At 72.0% G+C, this 19577-nt stretch carries 17 protein-coding genes; 15 read left to right on the top strand and 2 right to left on the bottom strand.

Annotated elements, in window-relative coordinates:
• Positions 1-310 precede the first annotated feature (310 nt).
• The 3 genes from JE024_RS06930 to JE024_RS06920 all read left to right on the top strand — a co-directional run bounded on the left by JE024_RS06930 (position 311) and on the right by JE024_RS06920 (position 4325).
• Positions 311-1987 (top strand): SagB family peptide dehydrogenase, encoded by a 1677-nt coding sequence (locus JE024_RS06930; RefSeq protein WP_205372751.1) that lies wholly within the window; start codon positions 311-313, stop codon positions 1985-1987.
• A 264-nt stretch (positions 1988-2251) separates the two neighbouring features.
• Positions 2252-3760, top strand: a complete 1509-nt coding sequence (locus JE024_RS06925) for a vanadium-dependent haloperoxidase (RefSeq protein WP_205372750.1) — start codon at positions 2252-2254, stop codon at positions 3758-3760.
• 190 nt (positions 3761-3950) lie between these two features.
• On the top strand, positions 3951-4325 hold the full coding sequence (locus JE024_RS06920; RefSeq protein WP_205372749.1) for a DoxX family protein: 375 nt from the start codon (positions 3951-3953) through the stop codon (positions 4323-4325).
• 120 nt (positions 4326-4445) lie between these two features.
• Here JE024_RS06920 and JE024_RS06915 read toward each other — a convergent pair whose 3' ends face one another.
• Both JE024_RS06915 and JE024_RS06910 read right to left on the bottom strand, forming a co-directional pair.
• A complete protein-coding gene (locus tag JE024_RS06915) occupies positions 4446-5225 on the bottom strand; it encodes a helix-turn-helix transcriptional regulator (protein WP_280521571.1) in 780 nt (259 codons plus the stop codon).
• A gap of 593 nt (positions 5226-5818) precedes the next feature.
• Complete coding sequence (locus JE024_RS06910) at positions 5819-6109, bottom strand: antibiotic biosynthesis monooxygenase (RefSeq protein WP_205372747.1); 291 nt, start codon at positions 6107-6109, stop codon at positions 5819-5821.
• Between the two features lie 200 nt (positions 6110-6309).
• On the opposite strand from JE024_RS06910, the gene JE024_RS06905 reads away from it, so the two are divergent.
• From JE024_RS06905 to JE024_RS06850, 12 genes are all read left to right on the top strand, one after another.
• On the top strand, positions 6310-7047 hold the full coding sequence (locus tag JE024_RS06905) for a helix-turn-helix domain-containing protein (protein ID WP_205372746.1): 738 nt from the start codon (positions 6310-6312) through the stop codon (positions 7045-7047).
• A gap of 113 nt (positions 7048-7160) precedes the next feature.
• Positions 7161-8510, top strand: a complete 1350-nt coding sequence (locus JE024_RS06900; protein ID WP_205372745.1) for an NAD(P)/FAD-dependent oxidoreductase — start codon at positions 7161-7163, stop codon at positions 8508-8510.
• A gap of 178 nt (positions 8511-8688) precedes the next feature.
• Positions 8689-9321 (top strand): TetR/AcrR family transcriptional regulator, encoded by a 633-nt coding sequence (locus tag JE024_RS06895; protein WP_244882646.1) that lies wholly within the window; start codon positions 8689-8691, stop codon positions 9319-9321.
• A gap of 193 nt (positions 9322-9514) precedes the next feature.
• Entirely contained in the window at positions 9515-10840 is a 1326-nt protein-coding gene (locus JE024_RS06890; protein ID WP_244882644.1) for an NDP-hexose 2,3-dehydratase family protein, read from the top strand.
• Complete coding sequence (locus tag JE024_RS06885) at positions 10837-11865, top strand: NAD-dependent epimerase/dehydratase family protein (protein WP_205372743.1); 1029 nt, start codon at positions 10837-10839, stop codon at positions 11863-11865. Before JE024_RS06890 ends, JE024_RS06885 begins: the two co-directional genes overlap by 4 nt.
• 17 nt (positions 11866-11882) lie before the next feature.
• The gene (locus JE024_RS06880; RefSeq protein ID WP_205372742.1) at positions 11883-12608 is read left to right on the top strand and encodes a class I SAM-dependent DNA methyltransferase; all 726 of its coding nucleotides are present in this window, start codon (positions 11883-11885) and stop codon (positions 12606-12608) included.
• A complete protein-coding gene (locus JE024_RS06875; RefSeq protein ID WP_205372741.1) occupies positions 12605-13714 on the top strand; it encodes a DegT/DnrJ/EryC1/StrS family aminotransferase in 1110 nt (369 codons plus the stop codon). Before JE024_RS06880 ends, JE024_RS06875 begins: the two co-directional genes overlap by 4 nt.
• 105 nt (positions 13715-13819) lie before the next feature.
• Positions 13820-14410, top strand: a complete 591-nt coding sequence (locus JE024_RS06870; protein ID WP_205372740.1) for a dTDP-4-dehydrorhamnose 3,5-epimerase family protein — start codon at positions 13820-13822, stop codon at positions 14408-14410.
• An 11-nt stretch (positions 14411-14421) separates the two neighbouring features.
• Complete coding sequence (locus tag JE024_RS06865) at positions 14422-15762, top strand: DUF418 domain-containing protein (RefSeq protein ID WP_205372739.1); 1341 nt, start codon at positions 14422-14424, stop codon at positions 15760-15762.
• Complete coding sequence (locus JE024_RS06860; RefSeq protein WP_205372738.1) at positions 15759-16826, top strand: glucose-1-phosphate thymidylyltransferase; 1068 nt, start codon at positions 15759-15761, stop codon at positions 16824-16826. The genes JE024_RS06865 and JE024_RS06860 overlap by 4 nt, the downstream gene beginning before the upstream one ends.
• A 27-nt stretch (positions 16827-16853) precedes the next feature.
• Positions 16854-17828 (top strand): dTDP-glucose 4,6-dehydratase, encoded by a 975-nt coding sequence (gene rfbB, locus JE024_RS06855; protein WP_205372737.1) that lies wholly within the window; start codon positions 16854-16856, stop codon positions 17826-17828.
• 468 nt (positions 17829-18296) lie between these two features.
• Positions 18297-19577 carry an NAD(P)/FAD-dependent oxidoreductase gene (locus JE024_RS06850; protein ID WP_205372736.1) on the top strand — a complete coding sequence of 427 codons (1281 nt, stop codon included), beginning with the start codon at positions 18297-18299 and terminating at the stop codon, positions 19575-19577.

Here is a 19577-nt window from a genome sequence, read left to right as displayed (position 1 = left end):
CGTTCAACACCACCGCCCGCGCTGTGCGCAGGGCGGCGAATCGAGCCCGGACGTCCGTCCGGGAGGTAGGGGGGCGGCTATTCCGCGATTACCTGGTGCTGTGTCGCACTTTCCCGGGAGAGGGGTGGCTCCCTTGTGTATTAAGGGGCATTTTCGCATGTGGCGGGCGGTGCGAGAATATCCCAAATTGCTTTCTCGGGCGGGCCTCTTCGGGTCTTGTCGCGCTTGCCGCGGCGCGGCTATCGTCACCAATTCCGAGGCGGTGCGGATGAATTACCTGACTATCCGCGGAACGAGGACGGGTGACGGAATGACGACAATGGCGCGGGCGCACGGCACGGAGGGTACGGCGGGACGCCGGCACTCCCTGGGCGTGGCGCTCGACAAGGACGGGGCACTGGCGGAGCGCCTGCTCCTGGCGGCCGTCGCCCCCTGGGCGGCCGCGCGCGAGGCGGCCGGCGACGTGCGCGGCTGGTTCGCCGAGCGCACCGACGAGGACGGCGGGCGGCTCACCGTCCACCTCCACGGCCCGGACGACGGCGCCCTCGCGGCGCTCGGCGACGCGCTCCGTGCCGCGGTCCCCGACCCGGCGGCCGTCGACGCCGGCCCGGTGGCCGGACCCGGCCCCGACACGGCCCCGTTCGGCGGCGACGAGGGGTTCGCCCGCTGCCTGCCGCACCTCGCCTCCACCGCGCGGACCGCTCTCGCCGTGCTGCGCGCCACGCCCTCGCGCGAGAAGCGCCTGCGGGCCGCCGCCGCGCTGCTGCTCGCCTCCGCCACGGCGGCCCGCCCGGAGCCGCGGCACGCGGCGTCCTGGCTGCGCACCCACACCTCCACCCTGGCCGCCGACCGGCACGCGGCCCGCAGCGCGGCGGAGCAGGACCACTTCCGCAACGAGGCCGAATGGCGGCAGCGGCACACCGCCACCCGCGCCGAACTGGCCCTGCCCGGGACCACGGTGGGCGACTGGTACCGCGACCAGTGCGCGCTGCTGGCCGCCTTGGTGCCGGCGCACGAGGCCGGACTGCTCACCGCCGCTCCCGGCGAGGTGCTGCGGACCGTCGCCCGGCTGCTGGCGAACCACCTGGGGCTCACCGCGCAGGACGAGGCGTACGCGGCCTGGCTGGTGTCGATGGACCTGGTGTCCGGCGGGCCCCGGGTGCCCTACTTCGCCGACACCCAGCTCGCCCCGGACCGGCTGCTGCACGAGCACGGCAAGTTCTTCGACGCCCGGCTCATGGACCAGCGCCCCGACATGCCCGGCGCGACCGCCGAGGGGCGCCAGGAACTCCCGACGCCGCTCGCGCGCATCGCGCTGGAGCGCCCCGCCGTGCCGGCCGGCGCCCCCGCCTTCGAGGAGGTGCTGCTCGCCCGGCGCAGCGCGTACGGCACCTACCGCGGGCCGTTCACCCTCGGCGACCTGGGCACGCTGCTGTACTTCTCGGCCGGGGTCACGGCGCGCAAGACCATGCCGGGGGCGGACGCCTCGTACCCGGTGCGCCCGTACCCGAGCGGCGGCACCCGCTACCCGCTGCGGGTCCTGCTCCACTGCCACGACGTCGAGGGGCTCGGGCGCGGGACGTACCTCTACGACCCCGAGGGCCACGCGCTGGAGCTGATCGGCGACGAGGACATCCGCGCCGAGCTGATGCGGATGGCGCCCGCCACCGACCCGAGCGTGGTCTTCCCGCCCAAGGCGGGCGGGAACCTGCACGTCGACGACTGTCCGCTGTGGGTGTTCACGGTCGCGGACCTGACCTTCCAGAGACTCCACTACGGCCTGCGCTCCTATCGTCTCGTCCTTCAGGAGAGCGGCCACCTCGCGCAGAACCTGGCGCTCGTCGCGACGTGGCTGGGCAAGTCGTCGGTGGGGATAGGCGGTTTCTACGACGACACGGTCAACGCGGCTCTGGGGCTCGACGGCGTCGACTCCTCCGTCGTCTACGTCCACCTGGTCGGTGCGGTGGAGCCCCCTTCGCCGCACTGACGGCCGCACGGACGGCCGCCCCGGAGGGCGGCGCACCGGACGGGACGGGCCTTCGGGTCCGTCCTGTTTCCGTGTGACCCCGGCTGCCGGAAGACGTTACTATATGAGGGCTCTAGTGTCTCCCTCTTGTGAAACGGGCGGGAGGGTCCGTGGCGCGCGCCGGGCGCCTGAGCAATCCAGGAGGCGACACCTCTCGTGACCCCTGTGAAGGTCGTGCCCCGGCGGCACATCCGCCGTCGTTTTCCGGACAAGGGGGATCCGCAGATGAGCGCATGGACGGTCAACGGAAGACCCGGCACGCCGCGCAGGTCGGTTCTGCTCGGCATCGCCGCGGGCACGGGCGCGGTCGCCACCGACGGCTTCGGCCTGGCCGCCCGCCCGGCGGCCGCGGCGACACCGCGCCACCACTTCGACTTCGACAAGGGCAACGCCGCGCTCGACGTGTTCGGGCCGGTCTCCGGCGGGCCCGCGCGGGCGGCCGTGGCGCCGAGCGACGCCTCGCTGATCATCCGCTTCGCCAACCTGGTGGCGCACGCCTGGTTCGACGCGATCGCGCCGTACCACCCCACCGCGGTCGGGATCCACTCGGACCTCGGGCGCCGGCCCGCCTCGGAGGCGGCCACCAACCGCAACAAGAACATCGCGCTGCTCTACGCCACGTACCGCATGTACAACTTCCTGCTGCCCGGCTACCAGCAGCTCTGGCGGGACACCATGGTCTCCGTGGGGATGGACCCCGACGACGCGCGGGAGGACACCGGCACACCCGCCGGCATCGGCAACCTCGCCGCCCGCCACGTCCTGGAGAGCCGGCTGCACGACGGCATGAACCAGCTCGGCGACCACGGCGGCCGCGAGTACAACCGCCTGGCCTACGCCGACTACACCGGCTACCAGCCGGAGAACACCGCCTACCGGCTGCGCAACCCGTCGCGGTGGCAGCCGCTCGTCGTCACCAAGGGCAACGGGATCTTCCAGGTCCAGCAGTTCGTGACACCGCAGCTCGCCCGGGTGCGGCCCTACTCGTACAGCGACCCGAGCGAGTTCCGGGCGCCCGTGCCGAGGGCCAGCAACCACCACAACCGCGCCGAGTACCGGCGCCAGGTGGACGACATCCTCGCCATGTCCGCGAGCCTGACGGACGAGCAGAAGATGAAGTGCGAGATGTTCGACGACAAGTTCCTGAGCCTCGGCGCCGCCGTGGGCTCCGCGTCGGATGCGGCCCGGCTCGACCTCGACGGCTGGATCCACCTGCACACGGTGGCGGACACGGCGACCTTCGACGCCAGCATCTTCGCCTGGTACAACAAGGTCGTCTACGACACCGTCCGCCCGCACACCGCGATCCGCCACGTGTACGGACGCAAGCCCGTGCGCGCCTGGGGCGGGCCCGGCAAGGGGACCGTGTCGATCCCCGCCGACCAGTGGCGGAGCTACCTCGGCACCCCCGACCACCCCGAGTACCCGTCCGGATCCACCTCGCTCTGCTCCGCCGAGGCGCAGTCGGTCCGGCGCTTCCTCGGGACGGACGCGGTGGACATCAGGGTCTCCCGCGCCGCGCACTCCTCGGCCGTCGAACCGGATGTGACGCCCCGTCAGCCGCTGGAGCTCCACTGGACCTCCTGGACCGACTGGACCAGGGACTGCGGACTCAGCCGGTTCTGGGGCGGGGTCCACTTCATGCCGGCGATCGAGGCGTCCTGGTCCATGGGGCGCAAGATCGGCGACCGGGCATACGAGTTCGTCCGGTCGCACATCGAGGGGGAGGTGTGACGGCCGTCGTCCGCACCGTGTGACGCGGCCCCGGCACGGGATGTCCCGTGCCGGGGCTCCGGCACGTCCGTGCGGTGGTTCCGGCCGGACCGGAGATACGCAGAGAACGCAGACGACACAGACAGCGCAGAGGCGTTCGGGGGGAGCCTTTGACTCAGCTCACCGATGAGAAAGCAGAGGAAAGACAGACATGAACACCACCTTATGGATCGTCGCCGGAATCCTTGCCTTCCTGTTCGCCGCCGTCGGCCTGATGAAGGTCGTCACCCCGAAGTCGAAGCTGGTGGCCGGCAACATGCCGTGGGCCGCCGACTTCTCCGACGGAGCGGTCAAGGGAATCGGGGTCGTCGAGGTGCTCGGGGCCATCGGCCTGGTGCTGCCCGCGGTCCTCGACATCGCCCCCGTGCTGGTGCCCGTCGCGGCGACCGGACTCGCGATCACCATGGCCCTCGCCGCGGTCGTCCACATCCGGCGCAAGGAGGCGCCCGCCGTGGTGGTCAACCTCGTCCTGCTGGCGCTGGCCGCGTTCGTCGCCTGGGGCCGCTTCGGCGAGTACAGCTTCTGATCTCCCCGGCCGGACGCCCGGCCGCATGACGACGAGGGCCGGTCCGGATGTGCGGCGCACATCCGGACCGGCCCTCGCGACGCGTCTCGGGGGCTTCGGCCCGCGAGACGGCCCCGCAGGTCAGGCGGCCCCCTCGCCGGGGAAGGCGAAGAGGATCGGCGGGTTGGACCAGCCCAGCGGATGGAGCGTCATCTGCACGATCGGGTCGGTGCCGGGCCCCACCTGGACCGGTCCCGCGGTGCCCACCAGGAGCTGACGGGCCGTGGTGTCCCCGGTGCCGCAGGGATGCGTCCCCTGTGCCACCGCGTGGACGTACCAGGTCCCCTCGGGCACCCCGCCGATGCGGAACTGGCCCGAGTGCGCGACCACCGCGCGGGCCGCCGGCGTGCGCTCCAGGATGGGGCTCTCGAAGACACCGATGTAGATGCCGGACGCGGTCCTGCCGGGGGCCTTCACCACTCCGGTGACACAGCCCTGCTCCTGCTCCTGGCGCGGTCCCGCCTCCGGGAGCAGGTCCCGCTCCCGCTCGGCGGGACGTTCGGCGGCGAGGGCGATGCCCGGGTCGACGGGCGGGTTCTGGCTGTGGCCGGAGTGCCGGTACTGGGTGGGGGAGCAGCCCACGGACTCGCTGAAGCGCCGGGTGAAGCTGCCGGTGCTGCTGTAGCCGACCTGGGCGCCGATGTCGCTCACGTTCAGCGAGGTGGTGAGCAGCAGGATCTTCGCCTCATGGAGCCGTATCGCGCTGAGAAAACGGCCGGGGGTGACTCCGGTGATGCGCCGGAACGACCGCAGGAAGTGGAACTTGCTCACCATGGCGGCGTGGGCTAACTCATCCAGTGTCAGCGGTTCGAAGTACCGTTCTCGGATCGTCTTCACTGCGCATTGAATTGCGTACTCCATGATGGCCCCCATGTGGATTCTTCTTCGTGGAAGTCCGTGGAACTCCGGTGGAACTCCGTGGTACGGAAGTGCCCGTGCAGCGCGATGTGTCGCGCGTGGACCCGGACGGGAGACAGCTCGGCGGGCATGATGTGCCAAGTCCCGGAAATACGTGGCGGAATGTCCGGGGCGGCTGTCTCCGGGATGTGCGGTCGACTGCGCGAAGACGGTGCGACGCGTTGGTTCTCACATAGTGCGCGTGATATTCGAGATCGGCTCACCGGCTGTGTGTCCGGGGTGAGTTCCGCATCGGCGACGGTGGACTGCCCTTACCCGGAGAGCCTCGCAGACCCCGGATGCCGGTGTCTTCTTCATTCTTGCGGTTCCCCCCTTAGGGGTGGCCCCTACGGCAGCGGTATGGCGCGGATGTCGGATATCTCTGCCGCATGCCCTTCTGGGCGCCTTCGGGAATGTCCGGGCGTGGTGGCCGGGTAAGCGACCGGGGAAATCGCAGGGGGTTCACCAAGGAAATGCAAAAAAAGCTTCTGCCCGCACGGTGAACCGTGCGGGCAGAAGCCGTGGTGCGCGATGTGCCGGCCGCGGCCGGCGGTGCCTCAGACGACGGCCACGATCTCCGCGGACTCGGCGGTGGTGTCCGTGGTGAGCGCGAACGCCGCACCCGCCTCGGGGATGGTGGGCGCCGCGGCCAGTGCCTTCTGCATGTGCTCGGTGGACTCCCAGTACCAGTGGTCCACCCAGGTGCCGTCCTCGAGGCGGCCGAGGCGGGCCTCGGTGAGCCCCGGGTAGGACTCGCGGACCGCGGCGATGAGGGTGGCCCGCTTGTCGATCATCTCCGCGTCGTTGGCGGGGTCGGTCCTGAAGCGCGTGATCCGGACGACGGTCATGGCCAAGTCCCTCTCTAGAGTCACTGTCTCATGTCGGACTCTAGAGGTACACTACGCTTACAGGCAAGCCGTTCGGGAACCCCCGCGGTGACCAGCGGCTCCACAGATGTCGGCACACTTCGCCCCCGGAGCCCGCCAGCCATGCGGTCCCGGTCCGGCAGGGGTGTGCAGGTGCGCGTACACCTCACGGGGAGTCCTGCATGCGGCCCGAGATCGAAAGCGTCGTCGAAGCGATACGTCACCGGTACGACGAGGAGCTGTCGCTCTGTGTCCTGGCGGACACGGCCCGGCTGAGCTCCTTCCACATGGCCCGGCTCTTCCGGCAGGAGACCGGGCTCCCGCCCGCCCGCTTCCTCACGGCGGTCCGCCAGGAGGTCGCCAAGCGCAAGCTGCTGTGCACCTCCGACCGCGTCGCCGACATCTCCGTACAGGTCGGCTACTCGAGCCTCGGCACCTTCACGACCCGCTTCACCCGGAGCGTCGGCGTCTCGCCCGGCCGCTTCCGGCGGCTCGCCCAGCTCGGCCCCGCCGCCGTCGATTTCACCGCCGGCCGCAGGGACGACGCGCCATTCGCCTACGGATCGTTCCGCGGCCGGATTTTCCGTGCCGACGGCCAGGAGGACGAGCCGGTGTTCGTCGCCGCCATTCCCCCGCTCACCCGCCAGGAACGCCCCGCCCGCTGCTGCCGAATGGAACAGGGAAAAGGAACGTGGTGCATCGAATACGTCCCCGAGGGCCCCTGGCACATTCAGGCCGTGTCCCGCAGAGTGGGCGGCGGGAAGCAGCCCATCGCGGTGGGCACGGCCGGTCCGTTCTACATCTCGCCCGGTTCCACGGTGACGGTCGATCTCGTCCTGCAACCCCCCTCCCGGGTAAGGCTTTTCGACGCGGAACGCGCCACGATAGGCGCCGCCCTCCCGGAACTCTTCGCCTGCTGACGCAATCCCGGGCCGCTGAGCAACCCTGGAGAAGACAATTCCCGGGCGGCCTGCCGAGAATGTGCCGGGCGGTGCGCTCGCACCGCATTTCGCCATCTTGCAGGGGAGGGCTCGTGGGCGTCATCGGCGGACACGCGGTGATCATCGGAGGGTCGATCGGCGGCCTGGTCGCCGCCCGCACGCTGTCCAGCAGGTTCACATCGGTCACGGTCCTCGACCGGGACACGCTCCCCGACACGGCAGCGGACCGGAAGGGCGTGCCGCAGAGCCCGCACGCCCACGCGCTGCTCATCAGCGGGCGCCGCACACTGGACCGGCTCTTCCCGGCCCTCACCGACGAGCTGATCGCCGGCGGCGCGGTGCCCTTCGACCCCGGACACGACCTGCTCTTCCACCAGATGGGCGCGCTGCGCACCCGCTTCGAGAGCGGTCAGCTCGGCATCAGCCTCACCCGCGCCTACCTGGAGCACACCATCCGCCGCCGGGTGGCCGCCCTGCCCAACGTGGAGATCCGCGACCGCACGGCGGTGAGCGGGCTCTTCGGCGTGTCCGGCCGGGTGCTGGGCGTCGAACTCGACGACGGATCGCGGATCGGCGCCGAACTCGTCGTCGACGCCACCGGGCGCAGCGCCGGACGGACCGACCGCTGGCTGGAGGAGCTCGACTGCCCCGCGCCGAAGACCACCACGGTCAAGATCGACGTCGGCTACACGACCCGGGTGATGCACCGCCAGGGCGGTGAACTGGCCGACGACGCCCTGCTGTTCCTGATGTCCGCGGTGCCGCCCGGGGACAAGCGGGCCGCCGCGGTCTTCGCGGTCGAGGGCGACCGCTGGATCGTCACCCTCGGCGGCTGGCACCGCTCGCACGCCCCGGTCGACCCGGAGGGCTTCACCGCCTTCGCCGACGGGCTGCCCACCTCCATCGTCTCGGACCTGCTGGCCCGCACCAAGCCGGTCGACGACCAGAACGCGGAGCGCTTCACCTACCCGGCCGCCCGGCGGCGCTGGTTCGAGCGCCTGAAGAAGGTGCCGGAGGGCTTCGTCGCGCTCGGCGACGCCATCTGCAGCTTCAACCCCCTGTACGGGCAGGGCATGACGACGGCCACCCTGGAGGCCGTCGAGCTCGCCCGCTCCCTCGACCGCCACGGCGCCGCGACCCCCGCGATGGCCCGCCGCTTCTACCGCGCGGCGGCCCGGGTGATCGACACGCCGTGGCAGATGTCCACCAGCAGCGACTTCATGTACCCGGAGACGGTCGGCGCCAAGGGCGTGGGGACGGACCTGCTCAACCGCTACGTCCGCCAGGTCATGCTCGCCAGCCATGTCTCGGTGCCCGCGCACCGCGTCATGCTGGACGTGCAGCACCTGCTCGCGAAGCCCGCCGCGGTCCTCCGCCCGGACCGGGTCGTCAGGTCGCTGATCGCGGCGCGCCGCTCACCCGCGGCCGGCGCCCTTGACTGACCGCCCGCCCTGCCGGGGCTCCACCGCTTCCCGCCCCCGGGCGGGGCCGTCCGCCGGGGCCGCCGGCCGGCAGTCATACTTGCCTGGTCTGCCGGTGCGGCGGCGACCGGCCCGGCGGTCCTCCGCTCTCCACCCCGTGGCGCCGGACGCCGTAGCAGTGACGAGGAAGTGATCGACGATGGTGAGCAAGTCCCCCGGCCGCCGGCTCAAGGCGCAGCAGACCCGCAACCGGATGCTGGAGGCCGCGATGAGTCTGTTCGTCGAGCACGGCTACGGCGCCACGACGATCGACTCCATCGCCCGCGAGGCGAAGGTCGCCGTGCAGACGATCTACTTCTCCTTCGGGAGCAAGCAGCAGATCCTCAAGGAGCTCATCGACGTCCACATCGCGGGCGACGAGGACCCGGTCCCGACGCTGGAGCGCCCCCACGTGGTCGAGGCCCTGGAGGCCGAGGACCCCCGGCAGCAGATCCGTCTCCAGGTGCGGCTGACGCGCGAGGTCTACGAACGCGTCGGCCCGCTGCTGGAGGTGCTGCGGAACGCGGCGACGACCAGCGGCGACGGCGCGGAGCTGTGGGAGGCCAACAAACGCCAGCGGCAGGTCGTCCAGCGGCGCTTCACCGAGTCGCTGGTCGCCAAGAAGGCGCTGCGCGAGGACCTTTCCGTCGAGCGGGCCGTCGACATCTCCTACGTCCTGCTCGGACCGGAGCTGTTCCATCTGCTGGTGACCGAACGCGGCTGGACGCCCGAGGAATGGGAGCAGTGGGTGTACGAGGGCCATTGCCACCATCTGACCGGCGCTCAGGAATGATCGCACCGGCGGCCGGCCCCGGCCGGCCGCCCCATGCCGGGAAGTAAAGGCCCGACGCCCGGTGTGAGCAATCTGGGAGACGCCACAAGGCGACGGACTGCGAGAAAATCAGGCACCACGAAATGTGATGCCGCAGTCCCGACCTAGTCCCCGAGAGTTGCTGATGAATGCATCAATGGGTGATTCACCATCCGTGCCGTCAGCTTTCCGGCACTGGTTCGAGGACGCCCGGAAGAGCATCTACACCCACGTCGAGCGGGTCCCGCTGGCCTCCGTGACCGGCTGGCACTGCGACCCCGACGCCCCGGCCCTGACGCATCACACCGGCCGCTTCTTCTCCATAGAGGGCATCCGGACGCATCACGCGGGCGGCCCCGTCGAACACTGGGACCAGCCCGTCATCAACCAGCCGGAGACGGGAATCCTCGGAATTCTCGTACGCCGGATCGACGGCGAACTCCACTGCCTGATGCAGGCGAAGGCGGAGCCGGGGAACATCAACGGACTCCAGCTCTCTCCCACCGTCCAGGCCACCCGGAGCAATTTCACCGGAGTGCACCGCGGGAAATCGGTTCCCTATCTCCGGTATTTCCGTGAGGCCGGTGCGCACCGCATCCTCGCCGATTCCCGGCAGTCCGAGCAGGGCACGTGGTTCCTGCGCAAGCGGAACCGCAACATGATCGTGGAGACGGCCGAGGAGGTGCCGGCCGCCGAGGGCTTCCGCTGGCTGCCGCTCGGCGAACTGCTCGGCCTGCTCCGCTTCGACGACCTGGTCGGCATGGACGCCCGCAGCGTGCTGGCCTGTCTGCCCTTCCCGCCCGACGCCCCGGCCTCCCCGCCGGGCGGCCGTTCCGGCACGGCACCGCTCCTGAGCTGGATCACCGAGGCCCGCAGCCGGATCGAGGTCACCACCGAACGCGTGCCGCTGCCCCGGCTGGAGCGCTGGCGGCGCGACCCGCTCGCCATCTCCCACGAGAGCGGCCGCTTCTTCGACGTCATCGGCGTCCGGGTGAAGGCCGCCGGCCGCGAGGTCGCCGCATGGGGCCAGCCGATGATCGCGGCCCACGGCACCGGCCTGGTCGCCTTCCTCGTGACCCGGGTCGAGGGCGTGCTGCACGTGCTCGTCCGGCAGCGCGTCGAACCGGGCTTCGTCGACGTCCTCGAACTCGGCCCCACCGTGCAGTGCACCCCGCGCGACCACGAATCGGACTCAGGCACCGGGCGGCCGCGCTTCCTCGACGAGGTCCTGGGCGCGGGGCCGGACCGGATCCTCTTCGACACCGTCCTCTCCGACGAGGGCGGCCGGCTCTTCCACACCCGCAGCCGCCACCTGATCGTCGAGACCGGACACCTGCCGGAACCGCCCGGCTACCGCTGGACCACCCCCGCCCAGCTCTCCGCGCTGCTGCGCCACAGCCACTACGTCACCATGCAGGCGCGCAGCCTGCTGGCCTGTCTGCACGCCCTGGAGCACCCGGCGTACGGCACGGCGGAAGCCGGGCGGGGGGAGCCGTCATGACCACCGCGGCACAGCGCTCCGGCGCGCCGGAGCACGGCCCGCACCGCCCGCCCGGCGTCGTCGTCCTCGGTGCCTCCGGCTTCGTCGGCTCCGCCGTGACGGCCGCGTTCGCCGGACGGCCCGTACGGCTGCGCGCCGTCGCCCGCCGCGACAGCGGCCCGGTCCTCTCCCCGGGGAGCACCGCGGAGGTGCGCCGCGCCGACCTCACCGACGCCGGTGAGCTCGCGGCCGCGGTCGAGGGCGCGGACGTGATCGTCCACCTCGTGATGCACGGCGGCGGCTGGCGGGCCGCCGAGAGCGACCCCGCCGCCCGCGCCGCCAACGTCGGCGTCATGGAGAACCTCTGCGGGATCCTGCGCGAGCGGCGGCCGGGCGGCACGCCGCCGCTGGTCCTCTACGCGGGCGCCGCCTCCCAGGTCGGCCTGACGGGTGGCCGGCCGGTCGACGGCGGCGAGCGGGACCGCCCGCACACCGCCTACGACGCGCACAAGCTCGCGGCCGAGCGGATCCTGCTGGACGCCACCGCGGACGGCGTCGTACGCGGCGTCAGCCTGCGCCTGCCGACGGTCTTCGGACACACCGGCGCCCCCCACGGGGCGGACCGCGGGGTGGTCTCCTTCATGGTGCGGCGCGCCCTCGCCGGCGAACCGCTCACCCTCTGGCACGACGGCAGCGTCAAGCGCGACCTCGTCCACGTCGACGACATCGCCCGGGCGTTCACCGCCGCACTCGGCCACGGCGGTGAACTGGCCGGACGCCACTGGCCGCTCGGCGCGGGCCGGGGCGACGCGCTCGGCGAGGTGTGCCGCACCGTCGCGGAGCTGGTCGCGCTGCGGCTCGGCCGCGACCCGGTGCCGGTCGTCTCCGTCGAGCCGCCGCCCACCGCGCCCGCGACGGACTTCGACAGCGTGACCATCGACTCCGCCGCCTACCGGGCCGTGACCGGCTGGCGGCCGGAGATCGGGCTGCGGGACGCCCTGGAGCGGACCGTGGCCGCCCTGGCCGGCACCACGACATCCGACTGAGGGGACAGGGGACAAGCGTGTACGGACCGGAGTTCGCCGAGATCTACGACCTCGTGTACACCCTGCGCGGCAAGGACTACCCGGCGGAGAGCGCCTACGTCGCCGGCCTGATCCGCGAGCGGGTGCCCGGGGCGTCCTCGATCCTCGACGTCGCCTGCGGCACCGGCGGCCATCTGCGCCACTTCCTCGGCATGTTCGACCGGGCCGAGGGCGTCGAACTGTCCGACGCGATGCTCGCCGTCGCCCGGGACCGGCTGCCCGAGGCCCGCCTCCACCACGGCGACATGCGCGACTTCGACCTCGGCCGCGCCTACGACGCCGTGGTGTGCCTCTTCGCCGCCGTCGCCCACCAGGACCCGGCCGAACTCGGCGGCACCATGCGCTGCTTCGCCCGGCACCTGCGGCCCGGCGGCGTGGTCGTCGTCGAACCGTGGTGGTTCCCCGAGACGTTCACCGACGGGTACGTGGCCGCCGACGTGCTGCGGCCCGACCACCGCACCGTCACCCGGCTCTCCCACACCACCCGCGAGGGCGACGCCTCCCGGATGGACGTGCACTACGTGGTCGCCGACCCCAAGACCGGGGCGCGGCACTTCACCGAGTCCTACGTCCACCAGCTCTTCCCGCGCGCGCTGTACGAGCGGACCCTGCGCGACGCGGGGCTCACGCCCGAGTTCATCGAAGGATCCCAGTCCGGCCGTGGCGTGTTCCTCGGCGTGAAGGAAGGAGCGGACCGCCCGTGACGACCAGAGTGTGGGACTACCTGGAGGAGTACGCCGCCGAGCGGAAGGACATCCTCGACGCCGTCGAGACCGTCTTCTCCTCCGGCCGGCTCGTCCTCGGCGCCAGCACCCACGGCTTCGAGAGGGAGTTCGCCGCCTACCACGGCATGCCGCACTGCGTCGGCGTCGACAACGGCACCAACGCCATCAAACTGGCCCTCCAGGCGCTCGGCGTCCGGCCGGGCGACGAGGTGGTCACCGTCTCCAACACGGCGGCGCCGACGGTGGTCGCCATCGACTCGGTCGGCGCGAAGCCGGTGTTCGTGGACATCGACCCCGACACCTACCTGATGGACACCGCCCAGGTGGCCTCCGCCGTCACCGCGCGCACCCGCTGTCTGCTGCCCGTCCACCTCTACGGGCAGTGCGTCGACCTGGCACCGCTGCGGACGGTCGCGGCCGAGCACGGACTCGCCCTGCTGGAGGACTGCGCCCAGGCCCACGGGGCCCGGCACGACGGCGTCCTCGCGGGCACCACCGGCGACGCGGCGGCCTTCTCCTTCTACCCGACGAAGGTCCTCGGGGCCTACGGCGACGGCGGCGCGGTGCTGGTGCGCGGCGACGACACCGCCGCACGGCTGCGCCGGCTGCGGTACTACGGCATGGAGGAGCGCTACTACGTCGTCGAGACCCCGGGCCACAACGCCCGGCTCGACGAGGTGCAGGCCGAGATACTGCGCCGCAAACTGCCCCGCCTCGACGCCTACGTCGCCGCCCGCCGCGCCGTCGCCGAGCGCTACGCCGAGGGCCTGGCCGGCACCGGCCTGGTGCTGCCCGCCCTCGCCCCCGGCAACGACCACGTCTACTACGTGTACGTGGTGCGCCACCCCGAGCGGGACCGGATCCTCCAGGCGCTGCGGGAGCACGACATCGACCTCAACATCAGCTATCCCTGGCCCGTGCACACCATGTCCGGCTTCGCCGGCCTCGGTGTGCCGGCCGGCTCGCTGCCCGTCACCGAGTCGCTGGCCGGACAGATCTTCTCGCTGCCGATGTACCCCTCGCTCGCCCCCGCCGTGCAGGACCGCGTGATCGGCGTCCTGCGCGAGGTGCTGGCCGCGCTGTAGGGGCCTTCGCCCGGACCTGGGCGGATCCGGGCCGCCGCCGGCCCGCCGCCACCGCCCCGCCCCCTCCCGTCGGCGACCGCGACGGGCCCGTGCCCTGGAGGAGCCATGGAAGTACGCGAACTCGCCGTCGAGGGAGCCGTGGAGTTCACCCCGACCGTCTTCCCCGACGAACGCGGCCTGTTCGTCTCGCCGTTCCAGTCGGCGGCGTTCGAGAAGGCGGTGGGACACCGGCACTTCCGGGCGGCGCAGACCAACCACAGCCGCTCCGCGCGGGGAGTCGTCCGCGGCATCCACTACACCGCGACACCGCCGGGCACCACCAAGTACGTGTACTGCGCGCGCGGCTCCGCGCTCGACATCGTCGTCGACATCCGCGTCGGCTCCCCGACCTACGGGAAGTGGGACGCGGTGCTGATGGACCAGGTCGACTTCCGGGCGATGTACTTCCCCGTCGGCGTCGGCCACGCCTTCGTGGCGCTGGAGGACGACACCGTCATGTCCTACATGCTGACCAGCAGCTACGTGGCCGCCGACGAACTGGCGCTCTCCTTCCACGACCCGGAGCTGGGGCTGCCCCTCCCGGAGGGGACCGAGCCCGTCATGTCCGCGCGCGACCTCGCCGCGCCGACCCTCGCCGAGGCCCGCGCGGCGGGCCTGCTGCCCGACTACGCGGCCTGCCGGGCCCTTTCCCGGTGAGCAGACACCCCATGCCCGACCGTGAGGGCCCGGCCCGGCCGGCCCGGGCCGGACACCACCCCTCGGAGGACTCCATGGCGACCCGCAGGACTGAGAACACGCCGGTCAGACGCCGGGGGGTGACCGCCGCCGAGCGCTCCCCGGCCCCCGACATCGCGCGCGGCTTCATGCTGCTGCTCATCGCCCTGGCGCACGCGCCGATGTACGTGACGGGCAGCGACCCGGGCCCGGTGACCCACCCCCAGGGCGGTGACGCGCTCGACCGCACCGTCACCTTCCTCGGGCTGGACCTCGTCGACAACCGCGCCTACCCGATGTTCGCCGCGCTCTTCGGCTACGGCATGGCGATGCTCGTCATGCGGCAGCGCGCCGCGGGCACCTCCGCGAAGGCGTCCGGCCGGCTGCTGCGCAAGCGCGGCCTCTTCCTGGTGCTGTTCGGCTTCGCGCACTTCGTGTTCGTCTTCCCCGCCGACATCCTCGCGCCCTACGGGGTCGCCGCGCTGCTGTTCGGCTGGCTGCTCACCCGGGGCGACCGGGCGCTGGGCAAGGGCGTCGTGATCAGCGCGGCCGTGGGCGCGGTCACCGCCGTCCTGCTGTCGGTCGCCGTGGCGGTGGAGCAGACCGAGGACGCGGCGGCCGTGCGCGGCACGGTGTGGGCCGACGACTACGTCTCCGCGCTCGGCGAGCGCCTCGCCCAGGTGCCGTTCGCCTCGCTGCACATCCTGCTCGGCTGGCCGATCCCGGCCGCGATCCTGGTCGGCGCCTGGGCCGCGCGCAAGCGCTACCTCGACGACCCCGGCGCGCACCGGGCGCTGCTGCGGCGGGTCGCGGTGTGGGGCGGCACGGTCTCCGTGCTCGGCGGCGTGCCGCTCGCCCTCGTCGGCGCGGGCACCTGGCGGGCCGGCGACCTGGCGACCGGCCTCGTCACCGGCCTGCACGTGGTCACCGGCTTCTGCGGCGGCCTCGCCTACGCGGCCGTGTTCGGGCTGCTCGTGGCGCGGACGCGGGACCGGGGGCTGGAGCCCGGGCCGGTGAGCCGCGCCCTCGCGGCCGTGGGCCGGCGCTCCCTGACGTGCTATCTGCTCCAGTCCGCGCTGCTCGCCCTGGTCCTCGCCCGGGTCGCCTTCGGACTGGGCGACCACATCCACGCCACCGGCGCCGCGGCCGTCGCCGTCGGGGTCTGGCTGACGGTGGTGGCCGTCGCCGTCGCGCTGGAGCGCGCCGGACGCCAGGGCCCGCTGGACGCGCTGATGCGCCGGCTGGTCTACGGCGGCGGGCGGACCGCGCCAGCGCCCGCGCCGGCCGGCGAGCCGGTGTCACGGTCCGCGCCCGGGACGGGGGCCGCCTCGTGAAGGCCCTCGTCCTCGCGGGCGGCACCGGCACCCGGCTGCGGCCGTTCAGCCACACCATGCCCAAGCAGCTCATCCCGGTGGCCAACAAGCCCGTGCTGGTGCACATCCTCCAGGACCTGCGGGCGCAGGGCCTCACCGAGGTCGGGATCGTGGTCGGGGGCTACGCCGAGGACATCGCCGAGGCGCTCGGCGACGGCCGCGCGCTCGGCCTGCGGATCACCTACCTCCCGCAGGACGCGCCCCGGGGCCTGGCCCACGGGGTGGCCGTCGCCCGGGAGTTCCTCGGCGACGACGACTTCGTGATGTACCTCGGCGACAACATGCTGCCGCAGGGCATCGGCGGCGTCCTCGACGACTTCCGGGCCCACCGCACCCCCGCGCGGCTCGCCGTCCAGCCGGTCGCCGACCCGCGCGCCTTCGGTGTCGCCGAACTCGACGCCGAGCGGCGGGTGGTGCGCGTCGTGGAGAAGCCGGCCAGGCCGCGCAGCGACCTGGCGCTGATCGGGGTGTACGTCTTCACGGCGCGCATCCACGAGGCCGTCGCCGCGATCGGGCCGAGCGCCCGCGGCGAGCTGGAGATCACCGACGCCGTCCAGTGGCTGATCGACCGCGGGCACGACGTCCGCGCCTCCCGGCACACCGGCTACTGGCGGGACATGGGCAGCGTCGACGACATGCTGGAGTGCAACCGCGAGATGCTGCGCACCCTCGTCCCCGAGGTGGCGGGCACGGTCGACGACAGCAGCCGCATCACCGGCGCCGTCCGGATCGGGGCCGGCAGCCGGGTGGCCGGCTCGACCATCACCGGCCCCGTCTGCATCGGCCGGGGCACCGTCGTCGAGGGCAGCGTCATCGGCCCCGACACCGCCGTCGGCGACGGCTGCGTGGTGACCGGCTCCGAGGTCTCGTACTCCATCGTGCTCGACGCGGCGACAGTCGACGGCGTCGAGGGGCTGCACGGTTCGGTGATCGGCCGGGCGGCCCAGGTGACGTCGGCCGGACCGGAACGCCGGCACCGGCTGATGGTCGGCGACCACGCCAGCGTGCGCCTCCAGACCACCTGACCCAGACGACCTGATGAGGCTGACCGGATGAGAATTCTCGTGACCGGCGGTGCCGGGTTCATCGGCTCGGCCTACGTCCGCGCCATGCTCAGGGGCGAGTACCCGGGCTACGAGGACGCCCATGTCACCGTGCTCGACCTGCTCACCTACGCCGGCAACCGCGGCAACCTGCCCGCCGCGCACCCCCGGATGACGTTCGTCCGGGGGGACGTCTGCGACGCGCCGCTCCTGCTCGACCTGCTGCCCGGGCACGACGCGGTGGTGCACTTCGCCGCCGAGTCCCATGTCGACCGGTCGCTGTCCGCCCCCGCCGCGTTCGTGCGGACCAACGTGGCCGGCACCCAGACGCTGCTGGAGGCGTGCCTGCACGCCGAGGTGCCCCGGGTGCTCCATGTCTCCACGGACGAGGTGTACGGCTCCATCGACGACGGCTCGTGGACCGAGGGGTGGCCGCTGGACCCGAGTTCGCCCTACGCGGCGACCAAGGCGGGCAGCGATCTGATCGCGAGCGCCTACTGGCACTCCCACGGCCTGGACGTGTCCGTGACCCGGTGCTCCAACAACTACGGGCCCCACCAGCACCCGGAGAAGCTCATCCCGCTCTTCACCACCCGGCTGCTGGCCGGGGAGAGCGTGCCGCTCTACGGCGACGGCACCAACGTGCGGGAGTGGATCCACGTCGACGACCACTGCCGGGCGCTCCAGCTCGTCCTGGCCAAGGGCCGCGCCGGCGAGGTGTACCACGTCGGCGGCGGTACGCCGCGGACCAACCGGCAGGTCACCGAACGGCTGCTGGCCCTCTGCGGGGCCGGCCCCGGCCGGGTCCGCCCGGTCGCCGACCGCAAGGGCCACGACCGGCGTTACTCGCTGGACGGGACCAAACTCCGCGAGGAGCTGGGCTTCGAGCCCGCCGTGCCCTTCGAGCAGGGCCTCGCCGAGACGGTGGCCTGGTACCGGGACCACCCCGGCTGGTGGGACGCGGAGGACCGCCGGGCCCGGTGACGGGAGAGCAACACGGGAGATGCCACCGTCCGAACGCCAGTCCACAATCATAGGGACGGCGGAAATCATCCCGGGCGAAAGGAATGGCGTGCCGGACGGGGACAATGCGCCACCGCACACCGCGGCCGGGCCATTCATCCGCTACTCCGGTTCGTCGTGAGCCCGTATTCACCCCGTCTTTGCGCTGCCCGTGTGCGGCGTGAATTCCGGACATCGTCCTCACCTCGTCGCCGCGTTCGTGTGCGACGGGGTGGGTCCGTCATGTCCTTCCAGGTCAGGCCCGGACGGGTCGGCGCGGCACCGCTGCCGTGCCGCCCCGCGCGCGGTCCATACCTGTGAAACGGCCCTGGAACTGAAATCCAGAGACCGTCCAGAAGACCTTTATGGGCCACACGTCAGGCTCTGAGGAATGCCGGTGCGAGCTCCGCGCAAAGCGGGCACGTCTGTCGAAGCAAGAAGGGAAGTGTCATGTCGTCGACTCTTCACGGAGTACCTGACGAATACGACGTCATCGTCATCGGTGGTGGGCCGGCCGGCTCGACCACCGCGGGACTTCTCGCGAAGCGCGGACACCGCGTCCTCGTCCTCGACCGCGAGCGGTTCCCCCGCTACCACGTCGGTGAATCCCTCATCCCGGCCTTCATGCGCCCCATGGAGGAGCTGGGCATCACCGAGCGCATGGACGCCCGCGGCTTCGAGCGCAAGTACGGCGGCACGCTCGTCTGGGGCAACGCCCAGATCCCGTGGAACTTCTCGTTCATCGAGGGCGGCAGCCACGAGTACGCGTACCACACCCGCCGGGCCGACATGGACTCGCTGATCCTCGACCGCGCCCGTGAACTGGGCGCGTTCATCCTCGAAGAGGCCACCGTCAAGGAGCCCATCGAGACCGACGGCCGCGTCACCGGCGTGCGCTACACACTGCGCGGCACCGACGGCTCCCACGAGGCCCGCGCCAAGCTGGTCATCGACGCCTCGGGCCAGGCCCGTCTCCTCAGCCGCCGCTACGCCGACATCACCTGGCACGAGGAGCTCCGCAACGTCGCCGTCTGGACGTACTTCGACAACTGCGAGCGCCTCGGCGGCGACGAGTACACCAACATCCTCATCGAGGGCCTCGACGAGGGCTGGTTCTGGGCCATCCCGATCGACAAGGGCACCGTCAGCGTCGGTTACGTGACCCGCTCCGCGGACGCCGGCAAGGACGGCCAGTCGCTGGAGGACCTCTTCAAGAGCGAGGTGGAGAAGTCCACCAAGCTGAAGAAGATGCTCGCGGGCGCCAACCAGTCGGCCGGCTGGCGCACGGCCCGCGACTGGTCGTACACCAGCCAGAGCTTCAACGGCAACGGCTGGGTCTGCGTCGGCGACTCCGCCGCCTTCGTCGACCCGCTGTTCTCCACCGGTGTCGCGCTGGCCACCCTGGCCGGCAGCACCCTGGCGAAGATCGTCGACCAGATCATCCAGCACCCGGAGATCGAGGAGCAGGCGCTCAAGCGGTACGTCACCGCCTACCGGGCGTTCTTCGACGAGATCCGCGTCTTCGTCGAGCGGTTCTACGACCGGTCGAAGTACAAGGAGTTCTACCACAGCCTCGCCTCGGAGATGGTCGACCCCGACCGCGAGCGCACGCCCTCCTCGAACTTCGTGCAGCTCATCTCCGGCCTGAGCGGCAAGCACCCGATGCTCACGCTCCAGATCGACGACCTGATCGGGCAGCCCGCCGGGACGGCCGAGGCCGCGGAGAGCTGA

This window comes from Streptomyces zhihengii, assembly GCF_016919245.1.
Lineage (GTDB): Bacteria > Actinomycetota > Actinomycetes > Streptomycetales > Streptomycetaceae > Streptomyces > Streptomyces zhihengii.
The sequence above is the reverse complement of the archived record's forward strand: the minus strand, read 5'-3'. Positions and strand labels throughout refer to the sequence as shown.